This window comes from Lysobacterales bacterium, from assembly GCA_014946745.1.
In the GTDB taxonomy this organism is placed as follows: Bacteria; Pseudomonadota; Gammaproteobacteria; order Xanthomonadales; family Xanthomonadaceae; genus Aquimonas.
Genome location: JADCRD010000002.1, coordinates 161,211 through 184,050, shown reverse-complemented (window position 1 = coordinate 184,050; position 22,840 = coordinate 161,211). Strand labels below are relative to the sequence as shown.

At 66.7% G+C, this 22,840-nt stretch carries 13 protein-coding genes; 9 read left to right on the top strand and 4 right to left on the bottom strand.

Annotated elements, in window-relative coordinates; all coding sequences use genetic code 11:
- Positions 1 to 10 precede the first annotated feature (10 nt).
- A complete protein-coding gene (rimK, locus tag H4O13_13040; protein MBE5316312.1) occupies positions 11 to 904 on the top strand; it encodes a 30S ribosomal protein S6--L-glutamate ligase in 894 nt (297 codons plus the stop codon).
- A 660-nt stretch (positions 905 to 1,564) separates the two neighbouring features.
- Here the strand turns inward: rimK and H4O13_13035 are convergent.
- The 3 genes from H4O13_13035 to H4O13_13025 form a co-directional block, all read right to left on the bottom strand.
- The gene (locus H4O13_13035; GenBank protein ID MBE5316311.1) at positions 1,565 to 4,390 is read right to left on the bottom strand and encodes a TonB-dependent receptor; all 2,826 of its coding nucleotides are present in this window, start codon (positions 4,388 to 4,390) and stop codon (positions 1,565 to 1,567) included.
- Between the two features lie 685 nt (positions 4,391 to 5,075).
- Positions 5,076 to 7,145 (bottom strand): aspartyl/asparaginyl beta-hydroxylase domain-containing protein, encoded by a 2,070-nt coding sequence (locus H4O13_13030; protein ID MBE5316310.1) that lies wholly within the window; start codon positions 7,143 to 7,145, stop codon positions 5,076 to 5,078.
- Positions 7,146 to 7,156: 11 nt separating this feature from the next.
- Positions 7,157 to 7,765, bottom strand: coding sequence for a 2OG-Fe(II) oxygenase (locus H4O13_13025; GenBank protein ID MBE5316309.1), 609 nt, complete (start codon positions 7,763 to 7,765; stop codon positions 7,157 to 7,159).
- 205 nt (positions 7,766 to 7,970) lie between these two features.
- On the opposite strand from H4O13_13025, the gene H4O13_13020 reads away from it, so the two are divergent.
- On the top strand, positions 7,971 to 9,659 hold the full coding sequence (locus tag H4O13_13020) for a sulfotransferase (protein ID MBE5316308.1): 1,689 nt from the start codon (positions 7,971 to 7,973) through the stop codon (positions 9,657 to 9,659).
- 115 nt (positions 9,660 to 9,774) lie between these two features.
- Here H4O13_13020 and H4O13_13015 read toward each other — a convergent pair whose 3' ends face one another.
- The gene (locus tag H4O13_13015) at positions 9,775 to 12,678 is read right to left on the bottom strand and encodes a TonB-dependent receptor (GenBank protein ID MBE5316307.1); all 2,904 of its coding nucleotides are present in this window, start codon (positions 12,676 to 12,678) and stop codon (positions 9,775 to 9,777) included.
- Positions 12,679 to 12,943: 265 nt separating this feature from the next.
- On the opposite strand from H4O13_13015, the gene H4O13_13010 reads away from it, so the two are divergent.
- The 7 genes from H4O13_13010 (at position 12,944) to H4O13_12980 (ending at position 22,800) form a co-directional block, all read left to right on the top strand.
- Positions 12,944 to 14,191 carry a DUF3391 domain-containing protein gene (locus H4O13_13010; GenBank protein ID MBE5316306.1) on the top strand — a complete coding sequence of 416 codons (1,248 nt, stop codon included), beginning with the start codon at positions 12,944 to 12,946 and terminating at the stop codon, positions 14,189 to 14,191.
- Positions 14,192 to 14,207: 16 nt separating this feature from the next.
- On the top strand, positions 14,208 to 15,437 hold the full coding sequence (locus H4O13_13005; GenBank protein MBE5316305.1) for an EAL domain-containing protein: 1,230 nt from the start codon (positions 14,208 to 14,210) through the stop codon (positions 15,435 to 15,437).
- A gap of 90 nt (positions 15,438 to 15,527) precedes the next feature.
- Positions 15,528 to 17,519, top strand: a complete 1,992-nt coding sequence (gene tkt, locus H4O13_13000) for a transketolase (protein MBE5316304.1) — start codon at positions 15,528 to 15,530, stop codon at positions 17,517 to 17,519.
- 477 nt (positions 17,520 to 17,996) lie between these two features.
- Positions 17,997 to 18,719 carry an HAD family hydrolase gene (locus H4O13_12995; GenBank protein MBE5316303.1) on the top strand — a complete coding sequence of 241 codons (723 nt, stop codon included), beginning with the start codon at positions 17,997 to 17,999 and terminating at the stop codon, positions 18,717 to 18,719.
- 74 nt (positions 18,720 to 18,793) lie between these two features.
- A complete protein-coding gene (locus H4O13_12990; protein MBE5316302.1) occupies positions 18,794 to 19,549 on the top strand; it encodes a DUF3426 domain-containing protein in 756 nt (251 codons plus the stop codon).
- Between the two features lie 350 nt (positions 19,550 to 19,899).
- The gene (locus H4O13_12985; protein ID MBE5316301.1) at positions 19,900 to 20,916 is read left to right on the top strand and encodes a GGDEF domain-containing protein; all 1,017 of its coding nucleotides are present in this window, start codon (positions 19,900 to 19,902) and stop codon (positions 20,914 to 20,916) included.
- Between the two features lie 342 nt (positions 20,917 to 21,258).
- Positions 21,259 to 22,800, top strand: coding sequence for a 2-isopropylmalate synthase (locus H4O13_12980; GenBank protein MBE5316300.1), 1,542 nt, complete (start codon positions 21,259 to 21,261; stop codon positions 22,798 to 22,800).
- Positions 22,801 to 22,840: the final 40 nt, after the last annotated feature.

Here is a 22,840-nt window from a genome sequence, read left to right as displayed (position 1 = left end):
TCCCGGCCCAATGAAACTCGCCATCCTCTCGCGCAACTCCAAGCTTTTCTCCACCCAGCGCCTGGTCGAGGCCGGCCGCGTGCGTGGCCACAGCGTGCGCGTGCTCGATCCGCTGCGCTGCTACATGCGCATCGCTCCCGGCGACTTCCAGATGCACTACCGGGGCAAGGAGCTAACCGACTTCGATGCGGTGATCCCGCGCATCGGCGCCTCGGTCACCTTCTACGGCACCGCCGTGCTGCGCCAGTTCGAAATGATGGGCACCTACACACCGAACGGCTCCGAGGCGATCCTGCGCGCGCGCGACAAGCTGCACTGCCACCAGCTGCTGGCGCGCCAGGGCATCGGCCTGCCCAAGACGGTGTTTGGCGACAATCCGGACGACACCGCGGACCTGCTGGCCATGCTTGGCAAGCCGCCGCATGTCATCAAGCTCACGGAAGGAACGCAGGGCACGGGCGTGATCCTGGCCGAACGCGCGTCCTCCTCGCGCAGCGTCATCGAAGCCTTTCGCGGCCTGTACGCCAACTTCATCGTGCAGGAGTTCATCGGCGAGGCCAAAGGCGCGGACCTGCGCTGTTTCGTTGTCGGCAGTCGCGTCGTCGCATCGATGCGTCGCCAGGCCAAGGAGGGCGAGTTCCGCTCCAACCTGCACCGCGGCGGCACGGCCAAGGCGGTCGAACTGAGCGACGAGGAGCGCGACATCGCGATCCGCGCAGCGCGCGTGATGGGTCTGGGCGTCGCTGGCGTTGACCTCTTGCGCTCAAAGCGCGGCCCGCTGGTGCTGGAGGTGAATTCCTCCCCGGGCCTCGAAGGCATCGAAGGCGCGACCAGCGTGGATGTGGCCGGCGAGATCATCGACTACATCGACCGGCGCCTGCGCGCGCGCAAGCACAAGGACTGATGGCAGCGCGCTCAAGAATGCCGAGGTGCGGGCGCAAGAACTTCGCTGGGCTTCCTTGGCGAGATCGGCTTACCCTGGGCCCTTTAGCAGGCAGGTCGCCGCGCGGTGCGCACTGTGCGCGGACGCCACGAGTCCGCAGCGGCGGCCACACTCGAAGCAAGGGGCCGACAGCCCCACCGCTCGGCGCTTCGGTGCAGCGGCTGTCAAGGTGAAGGACCGTGCTTTCCTGCACATCCCGCTTAACGCACCCGCAAGCCCCGCTTAACCCCGATTTAATTGGCGCCGGCGCACCCTAGGCCCACCGTGTCCTCTGCTCGGCACTCCTAAGTCTTCGTGACTGGCAGATCCATCGGTATCGGGGCAGTACCTCTTCAACCCGCCGTGCGCAGTTCCCCCTGCACCGGCGGGTTTTCTTTTGTCCGTGCCCGCCGGGTTCAGAACGCGTGGGAGAACCCGGATGTCGCTGTACGGCCCGCCGCGCGCTGATCACGGGCGGAGCGTGCAAGTGCCTGCTTGAGTTCGGCGCGCCGAGGGCGGGTGGGTTGACGCGTCTCGCGCCGCTTGCGACTGAGCCGCACGCGCGATGTGGAAATCAGGATCGCAGACATGCGAAGGGGGAGCCGGAGCTCCCCCTTCGCCGTCCACATTGACCCGCAGGGATCAGAAGGAGACGTTCACGCCGACGGTGTAGAAGCGACCGATGGCATCGTAGAACTGCGGGAAGGTGTTGCCGCTGTTCTCCGTGGTGGTGCCGATGGTGTTGCCCACTTCCGGCGGATCCTTGTCGGTCAGGTTGCTGATCGACAGGTTCAGGCGGATGTTGTCGGTCACCTTGTAGCGAGCACCCAGATCGAAGTAGTTGTACGACGGGATGCTGGCGTACGGGGCGAACCACGTGCCGGTGTTCGGCTCGACCTCAAGACCGCCGAGGTGACGCCAGACCAGGTTCACGCCCAGATCGCCCTTGCTCCAGCCCGCACGGAAGACGGACTTCAGGTCGTGAATCGGCGTGCAGCTGGTGCTGTAGTAGCCGTTGCAGTCACGATTCACCGAGGCCGGGTTGGCCTGGAAGTTCCAGCCCTGCACCTTGGTCACGTTCAGGCCGAAATCCAGGGCGCCGATGTCGCCCAGATCGTGCAGGTAGGTGACGCCGAGGTCGAAGCCGTCGGTCTCAAGGCGACCCAGGTTCGACGAGGCCAGAACGATACCGCGCGCTTCGCCGTTGAGGTTGCCCGTGCGCGGATCGCGCTGGACGAGGCCGCACGCGGTGTTGCTCTGGGCGACGCCCGAAAGGCCGTAACAGGCGTTGACGATGTCGGCCACGGTGGCCGAGGACACCAGGTCCTCGATGTCGACCTTGTAGTAGTCGAGCGTCACGCTGAGGTTCTCGACGAAGCCCGGCGTCCACACCAGACCGAGGGTGCGGGTATCCGCCACTTCAGGCTCGAGCAGCGGGTTGCCGCCGGTCAGCACGTTGACCTGGCCGGCCGCCGGCTGGTCGACGGTGCCAAAGGCTGCGGCGGGAACGCCGGACAGCGAGCACAGTGCCTGGGAGGCAAGCGGGGTACGGCCGGCGCAGGGGTCGACCGCAAGATTGCTGAGGCCGGTCACCTGCGGGGCGAACAGCTCGTTCACGTTCGGGGCGCGGGTTGCACGCTGCTGCAGGGCACGGAAACGCAGGCTTTCGATGGGAGCCCACTCACCGCCGTACTTGTAGGTGTTGTAGGTGGTCGAGTTGCCGGCGGTCTCGAAACGGCTGCGACGGAAGCCGCCCTCGAACGACAGCGAGTAGGCCGCCGTCGCGTCGTTGATGATCGGCGCGATGATTTCGGCATAGCCTTCGATGAGCTCGAAGTCGCCGCGGCGGTCCGGAGTCGGCGCACCGGTACCGATGACTTCGCTCTGGATCTGCGAGGCCTGGTCCGACTTGGTGCCGGCGGCGACTTCGCGCTGCTCGATACCCGCCGAAACGGCGATCGGGTAGGCCGCCCAGGGGCTCTGCAGGGCTTCACCCAAGTCGCCGCTCACGTTGCCGGCCAGCACGTCCTGGGTGACGAACTGGGTCGACAGTGTGTCGAGGTTGATGAAGCGCAGCATTGCCGGGGTGATCGGCGCGCCCGAGAAGATGTCGAGCGGCACGCAGCCGTTGGCCGGGTTGATGCAGGCGGTGGTGCTGGTGGCGCCCAGGGCCTGGATGAAGCGCGAACGCGAACCCCAGTTGCCGCGGGTCGTGGTCTGGTCGGCTTCGCCAAAGCTGTAGTACGCGTCGTACTTCCATGCATCGGTCAGGTAGCCGCGGAAACCCACGGTGCCCTGGAAGGTCCGGTTCTCGAATGCGTTCAGACGCGGCCCGAGTTCCACCAGACGACGGCTGACCGTCATCGGAACGACCGTGGTACTGCCGACCACGCACTGCGCCGCCGGAATGTTGCGCTCTGCGCAGATCTGCTGGCGAGCGGCTGCGGGCAGGAAGGGGTTGCCGATCGGCAGGCTCACCGGCACGCCGCCGGCGGGCGACTCGGCCAGCTGGGTCTGGACGTCGCTGCGGGTGAACATCAGCTCCGAATAGGCTTCGTGATCCTCAGTGATCGCGAACGAGCTGAGGGCGTTGGCCTGGAGGCGGTCCAGCGGAGTCTGGAACAGGTTGAGCGGGTTGAAGTTGAACGAACCCACGCAGCTCGCCGAGAGCGAACCGTCGGGGCACAGGCCGCGGTTGCCGATGCCGGTGATGTTGATGGTGGTCGGCAGGCCGGTCGGCGAACCTGCCGGGGCGCCGTTGTTCGAGCCGCGCGACACCTGGCCGATGGCGCGCGAACCCTGCAGCACCGGATCGGTCTGGGTGTGGCCGACGCTGACCACGGCGTTGCCGCGGCCTTCAGCGAAGTTGCCGCCGATGGTGACGTCCACGCGCTGGCGATCGCCGTCGCTGTCAGAGGACTGGCCCCACTGCGCGGCAAACTCGGCGCCTTCGAAATTGGTCTTGAGGATGAAGTTGACGACGCCGGAGACGGCGTCAGCGCCGTACACCGCGGACGCGCCGCCGGTGACGATATCAACACGCTCGATCAGGGCGACCGGGATGTTGTTGGTGTCGACCACGCCAGCCAGGTTGAAGGGAACGACGCGGCGACCGTTGATCAGGACCAGGGTGCGGTTCGCGCCGAGGCCGCGCAGGTCGATGGTGGCACCACCGCCGCTGCCGTTATTGGTGCCGGGGCCGATAGCGGGCACCAGGGTCGGCAGCTCACGCAGGAAATCTTCGACCGTGACGATCTGCTTGACGGCCAGCTCTTCAGCGGTGAAGGAGCTGATCGGGCTGTTCGCGACAACGCCCGGCGAGCTCAGGCGGGTACCGGTAACGGTGATCTGATCCAGCTCGGCGGCTTCATCCTGGGCGACAACGAACCCAGAAGCGGTAAGGCCTACTACACCTACGCACAAGGCCAGACGCACGGCAGCGCCCAGGGTGTCCTGTTTCATTTGCATTTCCTATCTCCTGCATCTTGCTGGTTACATGCGGGCGTCCACGAGGTGGGACCGAATCCATCGGCAATCCTCGGACCGCCGCATACTAGCCGCAGCTGGAATCTAATAAAAGCGTTAATCGCCTGTGCAAAACTGCACGCTAAGCGAGCGAACCAATGCGCGCCGCTGCGGCCTCGCAAGCGCAAGCTGCACTGCAACATCGTATGCCCGGCGACCAGTTGGCGGCGACTCAGGGGGGCTTTCCGCAGTCGCGAGGGGCTGTTCGGGCTTCCGTTAGGACAGATGACTTTTTGTGAATTTTCCTGAACGCGCTCAAGTCGCGCATCGCAGCGCGGGAATTGACCCTGCGGCGCGCGCTCGATGGATACGGGCTTGTGGCATTCGCGATGAAGCGCCGGGCCACCACGACGGACTGAACAAGTCCGCCACGCGTCGGATCAGGCGCCCCGCGTTCGCAGCCGGTTTTGGAACGACTCTCGTCGCATGGGCAAGCCCTGCGCTTGGCCAGGCGATACCGTGTCGGGACCTGCGCGGAACCTGCGACCGCTTGTCAGGGACAGGATGAACGTCATCCGTGTTGCCCCGGCCACTGCAGCATTCCCGCAGATATCCGCGTAATGCAAGGCTCTCGGTGCTGGGTTCCCGCGGCGGCTGCGCGAATTCATCGAGCGCCGCAGGAGCCTCATCAGGCGCCGGGCCCCCGGTGGAACTCGCCGATGCCTTCAATGATCGACGTAAGCGCCTGGCGTTCGGCGGCATCGAGCTCCGGGTGCCATGCGTCCATGAGCAGGATGACTCGCGGCGCGTCGCTTTCGTTGATGGCCTCGTGCAGGAAAGTGTCGTCAAAGACCCAGGTCTCGCCTTCTCGCCATGGCCTCGTTTCGCCGCCTACGGTCAAGCGGCATCCGTCGGGAATCACCAGGCCCAGATGAACCACGACCCGCGCATTGGTCACGCCGTGATGCGGCTTGATGTGCGTGCCAGGCGCGAGCACGGAAAAGCAAATCTCGGGGGCATGGCCGGGGATTCGGACCAGGGGCAGATCTTTCAGGAACGCGGACGTCCCGGGTGCTGCGGCTGCGCCCGCTGGCACCGCCAGACCGTGACGATAGAAGAACAGGGCGTCCCAGCGGGCTTGGGCACCTCCCAGATAGGGGCTGAGGTCGACCGTCTCCGCCCCCTCCAGAAAGGGCTGCAGTCCCAGGCGGGATTCAAGCAGGTCAAGCGCCTCTTCGCGGGCGCATGGAAAGTGCGCTTGCAGACGGCTGCTCAGCTCGCCGTGCGTGTTGTCGAGCCAAGGCCGCGCTTGCAGCCCTGGGACATGCAGGAAGCGTGGGGCTTGGCGTGGATCCGCAGGCGGGTGTGGTTCGACGCCGAGGTAGTTGGACAGCGCTGCACGCACGCGCAGCATCGCCTTTGTTCCGTGCTCGGCTTCGAGCGGTTCCAGAAGCGCCATCAGCAGGGGAACGCGCTGCTCGCGGACCTGCTGCATGGCGTGCAGCACATCCGCCTGCAGCCAGGTCGGAGTCGTGGCCTCGTTCAACCACAGCTCGCGCGACTGCGCTTTCGTGATCGCGCGGAAGTAAGCGCTCACCGCGTCCCAGGCGCGTCCTCGTCGCTCCAGCAGCCGTCCCAAGTGCAGGTGCGTTGCGGGCAGGTCGGGATCGAGGCGCAGGGCCTCACGCAGCGCCTGTTCGGCTGCGTCCTCATCGCCTGCCGCCAGCAGTGCGACGCCGTGACTGCGCGCAAGGTGGGCGTTGCCGGGTGCCAGCCTGCGGGCCTCCTGCAGGAGTGCAGCGGCCTCCCGCGGGCGTTTCGCCTGCATTTCGGCGCGCGCGGCCTGCACCAGATCGCCGTGTTCGGAGTCGGTCGTTCCGCGCGTGGCCTGGGCGCTCGAACCCGCCACGCGCGCCTCCACGAACAGTGAGTACTTGGCACCGGCATGTCCGGCCCCGGCGACTGCGCTGGCCTCATCCACGCGCAGGTCGGGATCCTCGCTTTGCATATAGGCGCTGCGGGTGACCGAGCTGAATCCGGCGCGCTCAAGCAGGTCGCGAAGGGTTTCAAAGTCGTAGCCGAACTTGTGCGCCTCGAAGAAATAGCCCGGCTCGGGACCGGCGCCCGCGTAGTTCAGAAACTGCGCGAGCAAGGGGCCGTCGCCGCGCGCGCCCGGCCAGTGCGCGCCGCGTGCGGCAAAGAAAGCGCGGTCTTCGCGCACGTAGGCATCGATGAGCGCGGCGACATCGGGCACGATCAAGCGCAGCCGTCCACCGGGGCCCAGCGTGCGTTTCAGTTCGCGAAGAAAGGCGAGCGCCTCGCCCGGGAAGAACAGATGCTCAAGCAAGTGCGAAACGAAGACATGGCTTGCTGCGCCGTCGGCGAAGGGCAAGCCCCACAGCACGTTCCAGCAGAACGGCGCGGGATGGACATCCAGATTGATCCATCCTGGCAGCGCATGACCGCCGCAGCCGATGTGCAGCTTCAATTCGCGGGTCTCTGCCGACACGCCCACGGCGTCGCGCTGCCGGCTCAGCCATGCCGGACGCGCCGCCGCCAGTGCGCTGCGCATGCTGCGCACTTCAGCCAGCAAGGCCGCGAGTCTCGCTTCCGGGGTTTCCACTGCGCCCTGCGCGTCCGGCCCAAAGGCCCGAAGATCGCCAGACAGGGCGTAAATCTCGCGCGCCAGTTCGGCGAGCAGACGTGCGTTCAGTGCAGCGGAAGGGTCGCTGCCTGCGGAGAAAGGCGCAGGGGGCATCTTGTCTCGATCTAGAAAAGCAGGTAGGTGGACAGGATGTACTTGTCACCCGACAGCGGCGGGCGACCTTCGTGCTGGTACATCCAATAGGGCGGGAACATCAGCAGGCGTCCCGCGCGCGGCTTGACCTCAAGGTCGAGATCGACGAACGCAGTCTCGCCGCCCTCAGCGACATCGTTGAGATACCACAGGCAGACGAGATAGCGGTTGCTCACTGCACCAAGCGAGTCGAAATGCGGCTGGAAGCGCTCCTCGCCACCGGGGCGATAGCGCTTGATGATCAGCTCGCTGGTGCGCGTGGTGAAGGGCACCGGCAAGGTGAAGCCAAGCATCGCGTTGTAGCGCTGCAGGTGGCGGGCGATGTTGTCGAGCAGCAGCGACCGGAAGGCGGCGTCCGAGAGCGGCCCCACATCGAGCTCGGTCCAGGCACTCTCGCCCAGCCAACTCTGCCGATTGCGCCCGTTCTCGACCTGAAAGCGCGAGAGCATCGCGAACGACTCGACCATCTGTGAGCAGAACGCGGCCGGCAGTGCGTCATCGAAGACCTGGACGCAGCGGGAGAGTGCGTCCCGCGAGGACGTCGACGTCGGCAGGATGCGGGGGGCGGAGTCGGCGGCCATCGGCGAAGGCTTCCAGTACGATTCGGCGTGTTGCCGCTCCGGGCAATTTAGCAAAGGAAGAACCTTGACCCTAGCGCTTTCCCCCGCGGCCGATGCGGCGCTTGAACTCATCGCCAGCGGGCTTCCGGAACAAGCGGAAGCGGTCGCGCGACGCGCGCTCGTGCCTGTCCCGGACCCTGGCTGGACCCTGGTTCTGGCGCTTGCCTTGAGTGCGCAACGACGCGCCAGCGAAGCCCTGCCCGTGTTCGAGCAGCTCGTGCGGGTACAGCCTGAGGTCCCGGAGCACTGGTCGAACCTCGGCAACTGTCTGTGTGAGCTCGAGCGCGAACAGGAGGCTCTCGTGCCATTGCAGCAGGCGTTTCAGCGCGGAGATCGCAGCGCCGCGCTGTTCTTCGCGCTGGCCCGCGCCGAACTCGCGTACGGTCGGCCGCTGCAGGCGCGCGTCTGCATCGAACGCGCGCTGCAGCAAACCCCTCTGGACCCCGAATTTCTGCTGCTGCGCGCGCGCGTCCTGTACGCCTTGGATGAGACCGAGGCGGCTGCCGACGTCCTGGCCCAGCTCAGAGATTCGCGTCTGCCCTTGGGGCTCAGGGTGGAGGCCGCAGAGATCCAACTGAACCTCGCGCACTACGCGGATGCCGAACGCGCGTTTTCGGCGGTTCTGAAAGAAGATCCCGGCGAGCCCAGTGCGCTTATTGGACTCGCCACCTGCCATGAGCGCGCCAATCGCCTCGATCAGGCGGCTGAGACCCGCAGCCGGGTGGATGCGAACCGTGCCTGCGCTCGGCCTGAGGTTGCGAGCGCGCTTCAGCAGCTGGATGCGCGCCTCGCGACCCGGCGCGGAGACCTCGCGCAAGCGCGCGCGCTGTTCGAGTCAGTGCTTGCCGACCCGCCGCGTGATCCGGCCCTGCGCACGCATCTGCGATTCGAGCTTGGCAAGGTCTGCGCCAGCCTCGGTGACACCGAGGCCGCGATGCAGACCTTCGAACGCGGCCACGCCGAGCGCGAGGCGGCCGTCACTGCAGCGCATCCGAATCTCTCACGCGAAGACGGCTTGCTCGCCGCTCTCGACAAGCCGGTGCCGGATTTCGCGGTTGGCGCGCGCGAGGGCGCAGAAGACGGTCGCCGTGATCCGCTGTTCGTTGTTGGCTTTCCGCGTTCGGGCACCACGCTTCTTGAACAGCTGCTGGATGCGCACTCCGATCTCGCCTCCTTCGACGAGCAGCCCTTTCTGCAGCGTCTGGTGACCCGGCTCAATCGCGAGCAGGGAGGCTATCCGCAAGCGCTTGCGAGACTCGGGGCGCCAGAGCGCGCCGAATTCCGGCGCAGCTACTTCGCTGATGTCGATAGGCAGCGCCCCGACCTCGGCGCGCGCCGACCGGTCGACAAGAACCCGCTGTACCTCATCCGCTTACCGCTCGCTGCAGCCTTGTTCCCGGATCTCCAGGTCGTGCTCGCCCTGCGCCATCCCTGCGACGTGGTCTTGTCCTGCTTCATGCAGAACTTTCGAGCGCCCGCTTTCGCCGTGACGTTCGCGACGCTCGCAAGCACGGCCCGCATGTACGACCGCGTGTTTCGCACCTACTACGGGTTCCGCGACCAGCTTGCGCTGCCGACGCACGTGCTGCGCTACGAATCCCTGGTGGCGGATGTCGAGGCCGAGTCCAAGCGCTTGTTCGCATTCCTCGGGCTCCCCTGGACAGACGAGCTGCTCGCGTTCACCGAGCGCGCCAAGCAGCGCGGCGTGATCAGCACGCCCAGCTACACGCAGGTCGTGCAGCCGGTGAACCGTCGAGCGGTCGGCCGCTGGCAGCAGTGGCGCCCGTGGTTCGAGGGTGAGGTCCTGGACGTGCTGGGGCCGTGGGTCGAGCGCTTCGGCTATCGGCTCGACTGAGTGCGTGCAGGACATCGCGTTCTGCGGCCGTTGCCGCTGCTGTTGCTGACCAGGCCAAAGAAAAGGCCGCGCGGTTGCCCGCGCGGCCTGGCTGGTACGCAGCCGAGTTGGTAGATCAGAAGCTCACGGTCGCCGTCATCCAGTAGTAGCGGCCGATCGTGTCGAACGTGCGCTCATCCGTGTTGCCGTTAAGCGAGTTGTTCTGGAAGATGATCGGCGGCTGCTTGTCGAAAGCATTGTCGACGCCCAGCTGGAACTTCGTACCCCAAGGCTCCATGTTGTAGCCGAACACGAAGTTGTGGTAGGTCTGGCTGCCGCGCTCGAAGAAGCATCCCGGAGTGCCGCCCGGTGCCAGCGCCAAGCCGAGATCCGCGCACGTATTGGTACGGGTGTTCGGGAAGATGGATCCGACCGAGAAGCCGCTGACGTAACGGCCCGTCCACTGCGCATCGAAGTTGCCAAGGCTCCAAGCGATGCTGCCCAGCGAGCGTACGCGGCTGTAGTTGCCGAGGCCGCCGTTGGCCGAGGACAGGAACGTGCCCGCCAGAAAGGAGCGCGCCACCACTTGACCCAGCACGATCGTCTGCACGTCGAACTGCGAGGTGTAGGTCGTGTCCAGCGAGAAGCGGAAGTCGCCGATGCCGGTGTCGTCGAGGCGGTACTTCAGGCCCACGTCGACGCCCTTGGTGTCCGTACGACCCACATTGGCGTTGCGATCGAACAGACGCAGGATCTCGCCCTGGGAGTTGCGCGAGAACAGGTCGCAGAACGAACCATTGTTGAAGCAGTTGTTCAGGATGGTCTGGGTGCCGACGGTGCCAATGGTGTCGTTCAGATACACGCGCCAGAGGTCGACCGACAGCGAAGCGCCGCTCAGCCAGCTGGGGTCGTACACAACACCGTAGGTAAACACCTTGCCCTGCTCAGGCTGCAGAGCTGCATTGCCACCCTTGATGGCAGAGAGCTGGGTGTCGGTCTGATTGAAGCTGCCGTCGGTCGCGACGTTCTGACACGCCAGTCGCTGCGGGCTGCCCGCAGGCGCACCGCGCCAGCCGTTGCAGGGGTCGGAGAAGCTGTCAGAGGACGCAGAGTCACCCTGGAACAGATCGCCGATGGTTGGCGCACGGAACACCTCCGCCACCGTGCCGCGTACCAGAACGTCGCCCATCGGACGCCACTCAAGGCCAAGCTTCCAGTTGCTGGTGCTGCCGAAGGTGGAGTAGTCGGACCAGCGGAAGCCGAAGGTGGCGCTCAGCGATTCAGCAAACGGAGCGTCGGACAGCAGTGGCACCAGGGCTTCGCCGTACAGCTCGCTGACGTCGAAGCTGCCGATGGCGGAGGTCGTGCAGGCCTCTGACGAGATCAGGCAGGTGTAGTTGGTGGTGTCGACAACGGCCAGGAAGTCAGGCACGAAGGCAAAGGCTTCTTCTCTGTACTCAACACCAAAGGCGGTCGATACCGGGCCCGCCGGCAGCTCGAACAGATCGCCGCTGACAGTGCCGTAGAAGTTCTTCAGATCGGCGTCGGTGGTGTTGCGCGCGGGCGAGGAAATCCGCGCCAGTGCGGCCTGGTCGGAGGCGCTGGTCAGCGGGCCGAAGAAGTTGACTGGCGTGCAGTTCGGAACGATGTTGTCCGGCGTGCCGCAGCGCAGCGTCCCCGAGGAATCGCGGAAGGACGGTCCCAGCGCGGAGGCGAGGGCGGGCGTGAACAGATAGCCGGTGGACAGGCCTTCCTGTTCAAGCTTGCCGTAGGTGAAGCCGACGTCGTAACCCCAGCGGCCGTCGCCGATCAGGCCTTCCACGCCGGTGGTGATCTGTTTGACATCGGTCTGGAACGAGAAGCGGCGGTTGCCGATCGCCGACAGGCGCAGGCGGAGGTCATTGCCGGACAGGCCCGTGGTCAGGCCAGTGAAGGGCCAGAACACGCTCTGCGGGGAAATCGTCACTTCGTCCTGACCCGGGCGCGCGTCGAACGGCAGCGGCGCGATCTGGCCGTAAGCGCGCGTGTTCTGGGTGTAGATGTCGGAGTAGAGAGTGGCGCTTTCGGTCAGGTTGAAACGGCTGGCGATGAACACGCCGGCGCGCTCCTGCGGAGTCAGCTGCAGATTGCCCACGGCCTGGTAGTTGAACAGGTCCGTCGCGTTGTCGAAGCAGCGGAAGTCGGACCAGGCGGAACCCGGGCGGTCGGAGCGGCGGGTCAGCGCGACGTTGGCGCCAGTGCCCGGGCAGTTGATGCCGTTGGCTGCTGCGGACGTGCGCGGCACGCTGTAGCGACCGGTGGTGGTGCGGCTGGAGCCGCCCACGGTGACGGTGCCGGAGTACAGGGTCAGGGCGTCGCGGGAGTAGTCGCGGTCGGCCGCGAGCACTTCCTGCTGGTCGTTGTAGTTGAGGTTGAACAGGATGTTTCCGCGCTCACCCGACCAGCCATAGGTGAAGTTGGCGGTGGTGCGCTGGGCGTCGCTCCGCGAGGACTCGCCGTAGCCGATCGACAGCTCGCTGCCGTCAAAATCGCGCTTGAGGATGAAGTTGACCACGCCGCCGATCGCGTCCGTGCCGTACACCGCCGAAGCGCCGTCCTTCAGGATTTCGACGCGCTCAATGGCCGCCATCGGAATCGAGTTGATGTCCGCATAGACCATGCGGCGGCCGTTCAGAAGGGTCAGCGTGCGCGAGTCGCCCAGGCCGCGCAGCGAGACCGTGGCCGAACCGTCGCCACCGCCGTTGTTCACGGACGGGTTCGTGGCGGCGCCGGAGATCGCCGGGATGTCCTGCAGGAAATCGCCAATGGTGGCTGAGCCCGTGCGGTCAATCGCCTGGCGATCGATGGTGAACACCGGGCTCGCGGTCTCGGCGTCAACCCGGCGGATGCGGCTACCGGTCACGACGACGGAGTCGAGGGTCTTGGCCTGCTCCTCGTCGGCGTTCTGTGCGAAGGTCGGCGCCGCCAGCGTGGTGGAACCCGCCAGGCCGAGCACGAGTGCCTGCCTGATTCTGAGCGAGAGCTCGTTCTTGAGCTTCATAGGGAAATCCTTGCGTGTAATCAATCGGTTGCGTGGGATCGTGCAGCAGGCGGCTACCGCTTGACTCCTGCCTGCTGTGGCAAGCAATCCGTGCGGCGCCCCGCACTTTTTAAGGCTTTGTTCACGCCTCGTCCAGCGTTGTGTAATCGACGGTGACTTGGCCCACCCACTTTCCACACTTCGAGGACCTCAGGATTCCGTCGTAGGATCGGGCCACGACGGCAAGATCTGTTGAGGCGCGTGATTCGTTCTATGGCTTCCTTCGATGGCGCTTGAAGAGCGCAGCCTGCCCCTGGTCGCCCTCCAGCCCGGCATGTTCGTCTGTCGCATCGACCGCCCCTGGGCGGAAACCCCGTTTCCGCTGCAGGGCCTGCAGATCACCTCGCAGGCGGACGTCGATTCGCTGCGGCCCTACACCGAAGAAGCGGTGGTCGACTTCCGCCGCAGCGTATTGCCCGAGGGTCGCAACCGCCTGCTGACGCTTGGCTTTCGGGCGCCGCCGGGCGAGCGCATGCCCGAGTTGCGCCACTACCCCGAACCGCTCCAGGTCGAGCAGGAGCTCCCGCGCGCCCGCGCCGCGCATGCCTTGGCGCTGGGCTTGGCGCGCGGTCTGCAGGAGGATCTGCGCGCCGGCCGGCCGCTGGGGCTGGAGCAGCTCAGCGAGGCGGTGCAGCCGGTGGTTGCGAGCGTGCTGCGCAGTCCGGACGCATTCTTCTGGCTGGTGGCCCTGCGCCACCGCGACCCCTACGCCTACGGGCATGCGCTGAACACCTCGGCCTACGTCACCGCCCTGGGCAGACAGATCGGGCTGCCGGTGGACCTCCTGATCGAGCTGGCAGGTGCTGCGCTGCTGATGGACATCGGCATGCCACTGCTGCCGGACGGCCTGTGCAACCACGGCCTGCTGCTGTCGTCTGCCGAGCACCGTCGAGTGCAGGCGCATGTCGCGCTGGGGCTTCAGGCACTGCAGGGGCGGGAGGGGGTGAGTGAGGCCCAAGGCCAGTGGATCGCCGCCCACCATGAGCGCCACGACGGCAGCGGGTATCCGCTGGGGCTCTCCGGCGTCGAGATTCCGCTGTTCGCCCGCATGCTCGGCCTGGTCGATACCTTCGATGCCATGTGCACCGACCGCCCGCACCAGAAAGCGGTCTCACGCCACGACGCAACGCAGTTCCTCTATCGAGAGCGCGATCGTCTGTTCCAGGCCGAGCTGGTCGAGCAGTTCGGCCAGGCGCTGGGCGTGTATCCCACCGGTACGCTGATCGAACTGTCCAGCGGTGAGGTCGCGGTCGTCACCCAGCAGAACGCGGCGCGGCGGCTGTTCCCGCGAGTGACCGTGCTGACCTTTGCCGACAAGCGGCTCGACCCTGCCTTTCCACAGATTGATCTGTGGCTCGATGAATCGCCGGACGGCGGTCGACGCACCATCTTGAGGGGGCTGCGGCCGGGCGCCTACGGCATCGATCTCGCCCAGCTGTTCCTGGGCGATGAAGCCGTCGAGCTTCGGCCGTGACGAGCGGACAGCCTGCATGCCTGAACTGAGCCCGGACTGGCCTGCCCTTCGAGCCTTCATCGATGCCGCGCTGGGTGCTCCCGACGCCCAGCCCCTGGCACTGCTGCATCTTCATCTGCGCCGGCATCGAAGCTTGCGCGCCCGCCTGGGTGAAACGCTGCTGCTGGAGATGGGCGAGCGCGCGCTCGAGCGCGTGCGGCGAGTCCTGCGTCTGCAGGACAGAGTGCTGCGGCTGGGCGAGGCCGATCTGCTGATCGTGCTGCCAGGCCTGCTGGGTGTCGGCCACGCGCGACTCGCCGCGCAGGCACTGCAGCGCGCGCTGGCGGAGCCGCTGCAGTCAGGCGAACTCTGCTTGCGTCTGCAGCCTGAGATCGGGCTGGCCTTGGCGCCGCAGCATGGAGCGGACGCAGAACGGCTGCAGCGTGCGGCCAGCGCGGCCGTGGAGAGTGCGCGCGGGACCGCGGGAGGCATTGCCGAAGCCGCCGCCGCGCCGGCGCCGCTGCTGTACACCGAACTCGCCCAGGACCTGCGCATCAACGCGCTGCAGATGGAGTTCCAGCCGATCGTCCGGCTCCGCGACGGTCGTCGCGTCGGCTATGAAGCGCTGGCGCGCTGGCGTCATCCGGTCACTGCGGAGCCCGTTTCGCCCGGCCTGTTCGTGGTGCAGGCCGAGGAAGCTGGGCTTGTGCACGAATTGACGCGCTGGAGCCTGCAGGCGGCGCTGCGCGAGTTCCGCTCTTTGCACGCCGCAGACAGCCAGCTGCACTGTGCCCTGAACCTGTCGGCTCGGGCTTTCGAGGACAGCGCACTCGTTGAACAGATCGCCTCCGCGCTCGATATCTGGGGGCTCCCGCCCTCGGCCCTGCTGATCGAGATCACCGAGACTGCGCTGCTGGAGGAACCCCAGCGCAACGCGCGCCAGCTCTCGCGTCTGCGCGCACTCGGAGTTGGCGTGGCGCTGGACGACTTCGGCCAGGGCTATTCCTCGTTTGGCTATCTGCAGTATCTGGAACTCAGCCTGCTCAAGGTAGACCGCCGCTTCCTTGAACGGCTCGACGGAGGCAGGGAGCAGGGACTGGTGCACTCGATGATCCAGCTGGCGCACCGCCTGCAGATGGAGGTGGTGGCGGAGGGCGTTGAGACCCCGCAGGTCGCAGAGACGCTGGCACAGCTGGGCTGCGACTTTGCGCAGGGCTGGCATTTCGGCCGCCCCGGCCCGCTCGCCCATTGGCTGGCGGGCCACTGAGTTCGCATCGCGCGCGGATTCGCGTTTGCCCCCCTCCCGACCCTCGGCGACAATGCGCGGATTACCGCCCTGTCGCCCTTGGACCGCCCGATGCCCAGCCGTCGCGAACTCGCCAACGCTATCCGCTTCCTTTCCGCCGACGCCGTCGAGGCGGCCAAGAGCGGCCACCCGGGCATGCCGATGGGCATGGCCGACATCGCCGAAGTGCTGTGGAACGATGTCCTGAAGCACAGCCCCGGCAACCCGGGCTGGGCCAACCGCGACCGCTTCGTGGTCTCCAACGGCCACGGCTCGATGCTGCTGTACTCGCTGCTGCATCTCTCCGGCTACGACCTGCCGATCGACGAGCTGAAGCGCTTCCGCCAGCTGCACTCCAAGACCCCGGGCCACCCTGAGGCCTTCCACACCCCGGGCGTGGAAACCACCACCGGCCCCTTGGGCCAGGGTCTGGCGAATGCGGTCGGTATGGCGCTGGCTGAGAAAGTGCTGGCGCGGCGCTTCAATCGGCCCGGCTATGGCCTGGTCGACCATCACACGTATGTGTTTCTCGGTGACGGCTGCCTGATGGAGGGCATCAGCCACGAAGCGTGCTCGCTGGCCGGCACCATGAAGCTCGGCAAGCTGATCGCCTTCTGGGACGACAACGGGATCTCGATCGACGGCGAAGTGCACGGCTGGTTCACCGACGACACGCCGGCGCGCTTCGAGGCCTACGGCTGGCAGGTGATCCGCCGCGTCGACGGCCACGACCCCGAAGAGATCGCCCAGGCCATCCGCACCGCTCGGGCCGAGACCGATCGGCCCACCCTGATCTGCTGCCTCACCACCATCGGCTTCGGCGCACCGACCAAGGCCGGCAAGGAGGCCTGCCACGGCGCGCCGCTGGGCAAGGACGAAATCGCCGGCGCTCGCGCGGCGCTGAACTGGCCGTATGCGCCCTTCGAGATCCCGCAGGAGATCTACGCCGGCTGGCGCGCGCGCGATCTCGCAGGTGCGGAGGCACAGTGGAACGCGATGTTCCAGGCCTATGCGCAGGCGAATCCCGAGCTGGCGGCCGAGTTCGAGCGTCGCATGCGCGGCGAGCTGCCGGCCGACTTCGTGGCGGCGGCCGATGCCTACATCGCCAAGCTCCAGGCCGACGGCCCGACCGTGGCCTCACGCAAGGCCTCGCAGATGGCGCTCGAAGCCTTCGGCCCGCTGCTGCCCGAGCTGATCGGCGGCTCAGCCGATCTCGCCGGCTCCAATCTGACGCTCTGGAAGGGTTCGAAGGACGTCAACGCCGAAGATCCGAACGCCAATTACGTGTACTACGGCGTGCGCGAGTTCGGCATGAGCGCGATCGCCAATGGCCTCGCCCTGCACGGCGGCTTCCTGCCCTACGACGCCACCTTCCTGGTGTTCAGCGACTACGCGCGCAATGCCCTGCGCATGTCGGCGCTGATCCCGACGCGGACCCTCCACGTGTTCACCCACGACTCAATTGGCCTGGGCGAGGACGGCCCCACGCACCAGCCGGTCGAGCACTTGGCCAGCCTCCGCTACATCCCCAACAACCACGTGTGGCGGCCCTGCGATGCGGTTGAGAGCGCGGTCAGCTGGAAGGCCGCGATTACCCGCGCCGATGGCCCGAGCTGCCTGATCTTCAGCCGCCAGAACCTGCAGCACCAGCAGCGCACGGCCGGGCAGGTCGCCGATATCGCCCGCGGCGGCTACGTGCTGACCGACCCGCCGGAAGCGCGCTTCGACCTGATCCTGATCGCCAGCGGCAGCGAGGTTGAACTCGCCATGCAGGCCGCCCGTGCGCTGGAAGCCGAAGGCACCCGGGTGCGCGTGGTCAGCATGCCCTGCAGCAATGTGTTCGACGCCCAGCCGCCGGCGTGGCGCGAAGGCGTGCTGCCCTCGTGGTGCCGTAAGCGCATCGCTATCGAGGCGGGCGTGTCCGACTTCTGGCGCAAGTACGTGGGCCTCGACGGCGCGGTCATCGGCATCGACAGCTTTGGCGCCTCGGCACCGGCGGATCAGCTGTTCAAGCACTTCGGGTTCACGGTGGAGAAAATCGTGGCGGCGGCGAAGGGGCTTTGAGGGCCGGGAATCGGGAATCGGGAAACGTTAGAAGCGGGGGGCGCTTCGCATGGAGTCATGCGAAGAGGATTCGGCTCTGGCTCTGGCTTCTCGCTACTGCTCTTGCGGGCAGGAGCCCGCGCTCTTCCTGGGGCCCCTGGGGAGCGGCGGGAGGCGGTCGAATCGCCCGCAGGGTTGCCCGCATGGATGCGGGCAAGGTTTTCGACAGGCCAGGGATGGCCTGTACGAAAACCCCGACCGACTCACGCGAACCCTCTGCGCAAGGATGCGCAGAGGGCGCGGACGAGGGGTGCCCTTCTCTTTGGTTACTTTCTCTTGGGCACGCAAGAGCAAGTGACTCGGGCCGGCCGCAGGACGGACCGAAAGCTCTTGCTCTTCGCTCCAGGCATTCGACGCAAGAGCCGACAAACAACACGCGGCAAGCGCCGCCGCAACACGGTGCGCCAAGGCGCACCCTATTGATTCACGGAGGCCCCCTTGAGTCTTGCCACATCCCTCGAACTTGTAGGGTTCGACGCCGACGACACGCTGTGGCACAGCGAAATCCACTTCCAGCAGGCCCACGCCGAGTTCGAGCGTATCGTCGGCCAGTACGTGGATCTCGCCGATGCCGGCCTGCATCAGCGCATGCTCGACACCGAGCGCCGCAACATCAAGCTGTTCGGCTATGGCGCCAAGGGCATGTGCCTGTCGATGATCGAGACCGCCATTGCCCTGACCCAGGAGCGCATCAGCGCGGCTGACGTCCATCGGCTGGTGGACCTCGGCAAAGGCATCCTGACCCACCCGATTGAACTCCTGCCTGACGTGCGCGCGGCCGTAGAAGCGGCCGCCCGACTCGCGCCGCTGGTGCTGATCACCAAGGGCGACCTGTTCCACCAGGAGGCCAAGATCCGCCAGTCCGGTCTTGCCGAGCTGTTCCCGCGCATCGAAATCGTGTCCGAAAAGGACACTCAGACCTATGCCCGCGTACTCGCCGAGTGCAAGGTGCTGCCGGCGCGATTCGCGATGGTCGGCAACTCGCTGCGCTCGGACATCGAGCCGGTGCTCGCGCTCGGCGGCGCGGGCGTGCATGTGCCCTATGCGGTGACCTGGGCGCTGGAAGCCGAGCACGCGGTCGATCCTGCCCATCCGCGGCTGCGCTGCGTGCAGCGCACGGTCGACATCCCGGCCGCGCTGCGCGATCTGGCGGAACGCTGAGCCCCGGCGAGCTCCGTTTGCGCTAGCCTCGCGTCCGATTCTCGATTCCCGATTCCCGATTCCCGATTCCCCGCATGTACACCCAATGCCCGCACTGCCTGACGGTACACGCGCTCAACGCCGCCCAGATCGCCCTGGCGCGCGGTGAGCTGGTCTGTGGCGTCTGCGAGAAACAGTTCAACGGGCTCGAACGTCTGGCGGATAGCCCGGCGCAAGCGGCCGTCGGCTACAGCCGCGGCAGCCTGGCGCAGGCGCCGCGCGTGCTGCCCGAAGCCATGGTCGACCCCCGCGCGCGCGCCTCGGACAGCGTGCCGGCGAGTTCGGCGGCGCCGCAGTTCGCACTGCGGCGGCGTCGCGCCGCGGCGGCCAAGAGCGGCCGCTGGTGGGCCGCGACCGCCCTGCTGGGCGTGCTGCTCAGCGGGCAGATCGTGCTCGCCCAGCGCGCCGAGCTTGCGCAGGATCCAACGCTGCGACCGTGGTTGCAGCGCTTGTGTGCGGCGCTCGCCTGCGACATTCCTGCGTATGCGGAGCCTGCGCGCATCAGCCTCTTGAGTCGCGACGTCAGTCCCCACCCTTCGGTGTCGGACGCCCTCCTGATCAGCGCCAGCTTCCGCAACGATGCGGTGTGGCCGCAGGCTTGGCCCGTGCTCGAGATCAGCATGTCCGACCTTGACGGTCGTCTGGTCGCACTGCGGCGTTTCGGCGCTGTGGACTATCTGGGGCAACCCCCGGAGCGCGCAGTGCTCGCCCCCGGCGAATCGGTGCTGGTTGAACTGGAGGTGGTCGACCCGGGCAACCAGGCCATCGCATTCGAATTCAGCTTTCTTTAACAGCGTGTTGAAAATCTCCCTTCCGGGGAGTTTTTCAAGTCGGCGGTCCAGCGCAGGTCCGGACTCGCTTACGCCGGCTAGGACACTTGCGTGCCTGATCCGCGAGCGCGCCGCCCGGGGCGCGCGGCAGCGCCGACTTCCTCAGCCTTGCCCTCAGCGCTTCGACCGCGGCGTCGAAAGCGGCGGCGGGTCTTGGCGAGACCGGCGAGCGCTCGCGCTGCCGAGGCCGGTGTCCCCGGATCGTCCCGCTTCCGTCAAGCCCATGACCAGCGGCGCAGGGGCCTGCTCCGGCCCGGCTGCTACACTCGGCGAGCCCCGCGACGGGCCTTCGAGAGCGAGATGCCCCGCCGATGAATCCGCGACCCGCCGAAACCGAGCTGCCTGCCATTGACGATGAAGCCGGTCGCGATGCGCGCCGTTTGTCGTACTCGGAGCTCGCTCTGTTCGAGCGGGTTGGCGAGCGCCGCGTGGTGGCGGCCGGCGAGTTGATCTTCCGCCGCGGCGAGCTGGGTCGCACGATGTTCGTGGTGGTCGAGGGCGAGGTGGCGCTGGAGTTCGGTGACGGGATGCGCGACAAGCGCATCGGCGCCGGCGAGTATTTCGGTGAGCTGGCCTTCTTCATCGGCAATCACGCGCGCCTCGCCAGCGCGGTGGCGGTTGGGCCCTGTCTGCTCGTTGCGGTGTCGAACGGCGACTTCGATGCGCTGCTCGAACACGAGCCCGCCAGCATTGCCCGCTTCATGCGCCGCAGCTTCGCCTACCTCGTGTCCAGCGAGCAGCAGCTGATCCTCAACCTGAAGCGTCGCAACGAAGAGCTGCTGCTGACGCTCGACTCGCTCAGGCAGACCCGTACCCGTCTCAACAACGCCGAGACCCTGGTGCAGACCGATGAGCTCACGGGTCTGCGCAATCGGCGCGGTCTGTACGCCCATCTCGACGACATCGAACATCTGCCGCGGCCGGGTGCACTGGGACTGCTGCTGGTCGACCTGGATGACTTCAAAGCCATCAACGACAGCTTCGGCCACATCACCGGCGACCGCGTGCTTGAGGCGGTCGCCGGCCAGCTGCGGCGCATCGCTGGCGAGTTCGATGTGCCTGCGCGCTTGGGCGGCGATGAGTTCGCTCTGCTGCTGCGTGTCGACCGCCCGGAGGAAGTGGAGCTGCGCGCCCGCGGCCTGGTCGACAGCGTCCGCCTGCTGGCTTTGCCTGAGCCCCTGCACGCCACCACGCTGACGATCAGCGTGGGCGCGGTGGTCTGTGATCCGGATACCGGCTGGTCGGTCTGGTACAGCCAGGCGGATCGTCTGCTGTATCGAGCCAAGGCTGAGGGTGGTGATGACTTCCGCTTTCAGGGGTTCGACTGAGGTAAGGCGGCACTCAACCTTGGCTTAGCCCATCGCCGAATGTCATCTCGGTCAGGCTTGACAATTCCGTAGCAGCGCATCAAGACTGCGCCCCATGCCCTCGATGCCGATCCTCAGCAGCTTGAACCACGACCGCCTTGCCGCGGCGTCGCTGCTTCTTATCGGCCTTCTTCTTCGACCGCACAGGTGCGGACTCGAACTCTAGGGCGCGCGTAGAACACTGACCCGAGATTCCGAGAACCCCGCACCGGGCAACCGAGGCGGGGTTTTTCTTTGCCTGCGATTTGCCAAGACCCTCGAACCCACCGACCTCTTTCGCTTCTGAAACCCGCTGGAGCCGCCATGAGCCACCGCATCCGCATCTTCGATACCACCCTGCGCGACGGCGAGCAGTCGCCGGGCGCCAGCATGGGCCCCGCCCAGAAAAAGGTGATGGCGCGTGCGCTCGCCGAGCTTGGTGTCGACGTCATCGAGACCGGCTTTCCCGCCAGCTCGCAGGCCGATCGAGAAGCGACCGATGCCATTGCCCGCGAGATCGGCCAGCAGGTCACGCTAGCCACGCTGTCGCGCTGCGCCGAGGCCGACATCGAAGCCTGCGCACGCGCCATGGAGAAAGCGCACAAGCCGCGCATCCACGTGTTCATCTCGACGAGCCCCTTGCACCGCAAGTTCAAGCTCGGCATGAGCGAACAGCAGGTCATCGAGCGCGCCGAAAGCGCGGTGGCCTACGCGCGGCGCTATTTCGACGATGTCGAGTTCTCGGCCGAAGACGCGATCCGCACCGAGTTCGAGGTGCTGGTGAACGCCTTCAGCGCAGCGGTACGCGCCGGTGCGACCACGCTCAACGTGCCCGACACGGTGGGCTACACCACGCCCGAGGAGATCCGCAGCCTGTTCGAGCGTCTGCGCACGGCAGTGCCGGGTGAGCACCTGATCTGGAGCGCGCATTGCCATAACGACCTTGGCCTGGCGGTGGCCAACTCGCTGGCAGCCATCGAGGGTGGCGCACGCCAGGTCGAGTGCACGATCAACGGCATCGGCGAACGCGCCGGCAATTGTGCGGTGGAAGAACTGGTGATGGCGCTGCGCGTGCGCCACGGCTTCTATAGCGCCGACACCGGCATCCGCAGCGAGCGCCTGGTACCCACCTCGCGCCTGCTGCAGCGCCTGACCGGCATGATGGTCCAGCGCAACAAGGCGATCGTCGGCGTCAATGCGTTCGCGCACGAGGCCGGCATCCACCAGCACGGCATGCTGAAGAACCGCGAGACCTACGAAATCATGCGCCCCGAGGACGTGGGTTGGCCCAAGTCCGAGCTGGTCCTGGGCCGCCACAGCGGCCGCGCCGCATTGAACGAACGTCTGCGTGCGCTTGGCTTCGTGTTCGAGGATGACGAGTTCGAACACGTGTTCGCCAACTTCAAGGCGCTGACCGAAACCCAGCGCGTGGTCGGCGACCGCGATCTGGAGCAGCTGATCCTGGGCGCCACCGCCAGTGCGGGTCAGGGCTATCGACTGGCCTCCATGCGCATCTCGGATGCCGGCGGCCAGGCCCGCGCCGAAGTCGAGCTCTCCGACCCGGAAGGCCACCATGTGGCCGAGAGCGCCGACAGCGACGGCCCGGTCGCCGCCCTGTTCGCGGCGATGGCGGCGGCCACGGGCATCGAGTTGAAGCTCGAAAGCTACCAGGTACACAGCATCGGCATGGGCGCCCAGGCCCGCGGCGAGGCCAGCCTGTCGGTCAGCTTCGAGGACGAGGAGTACACCGGCGTTGGCGTCAGCCGCGACATCATCGAAGCCAGCGCGCTGGCCTGGCTCGATGTCGCCAACCGCCTGCTGCGCAAGCGCGAGATCGCGCCGACCTCCGCGACAGCCTCGGCTTGACCGAAGGCCCTGCCGCAAGCCCCTCTCCCCTGGAGGGAGA

Excerpts from the sequence above, each read along its gene's own strand:
- rimK (MBE5316312.1), top strand. The coding sequence starts at position 11 with ATGAAACTCGCCATCCTCTCGCGCAACTCCAAGCTTTTCTCCACCCAG.
- H4O13_13035 (MBE5316311.1), bottom strand. The coding sequence starts at position 4,390 with ATGCAAATGAAACAGGACACCCTGGGCGCTGCCGTGCGTCTGGCCTTG.
- H4O13_13030 (MBE5316310.1), bottom strand. The coding sequence starts at position 7,145 with ATGCCCCCTGCGCCTTTCTCCGCAGGCAGCGACCCTTCCGCTGCACTG.
- H4O13_13025 (MBE5316309.1), bottom strand. The coding sequence starts at position 7,765 with ATGGCCGCCGACTCCGCCCCCCGCATCCTGCCGACGTCGACGTCCTCG.
- H4O13_13015 (MBE5316307.1), bottom strand. The coding sequence starts at position 12,678 with ATGAAGCTCAAGAACGAGCTCTCGCTCAGAATCAGGCAGGCACTCGTG.
- H4O13_13010 (MBE5316306.1), top strand. The coding sequence starts at position 12,944 with ATGGCGCTTGAAGAGCGCAGCCTGCCCCTGGTCGCCCTCCAGCCCGGC.
- H4O13_13005 (MBE5316305.1), top strand. The coding sequence starts at position 14,208 with ATGCCTGAACTGAGCCCGGACTGGCCTGCCCTTCGAGCCTTCATCGAT.
- tkt (MBE5316304.1), top strand. The coding sequence starts at position 15,528 with ATGCCCAGCCGTCGCGAACTCGCCAACGCTATCCGCTTCCTTTCCGCC.
- H4O13_12990 (MBE5316302.1), top strand. The coding sequence starts at position 18,794 with ATGTACACCCAATGCCCGCACTGCCTGACGGTACACGCGCTCAACGCC.
- H4O13_12985 (MBE5316301.1), top strand. The coding sequence starts at position 19,900 with ATGAATCCGCGACCCGCCGAAACCGAGCTGCCTGCCATTGACGATGAA.
- H4O13_12980 (MBE5316300.1), top strand. The coding sequence starts at position 21,259 with ATGAGCCACCGCATCCGCATCTTCGATACCACCCTGCGCGACGGCGAG.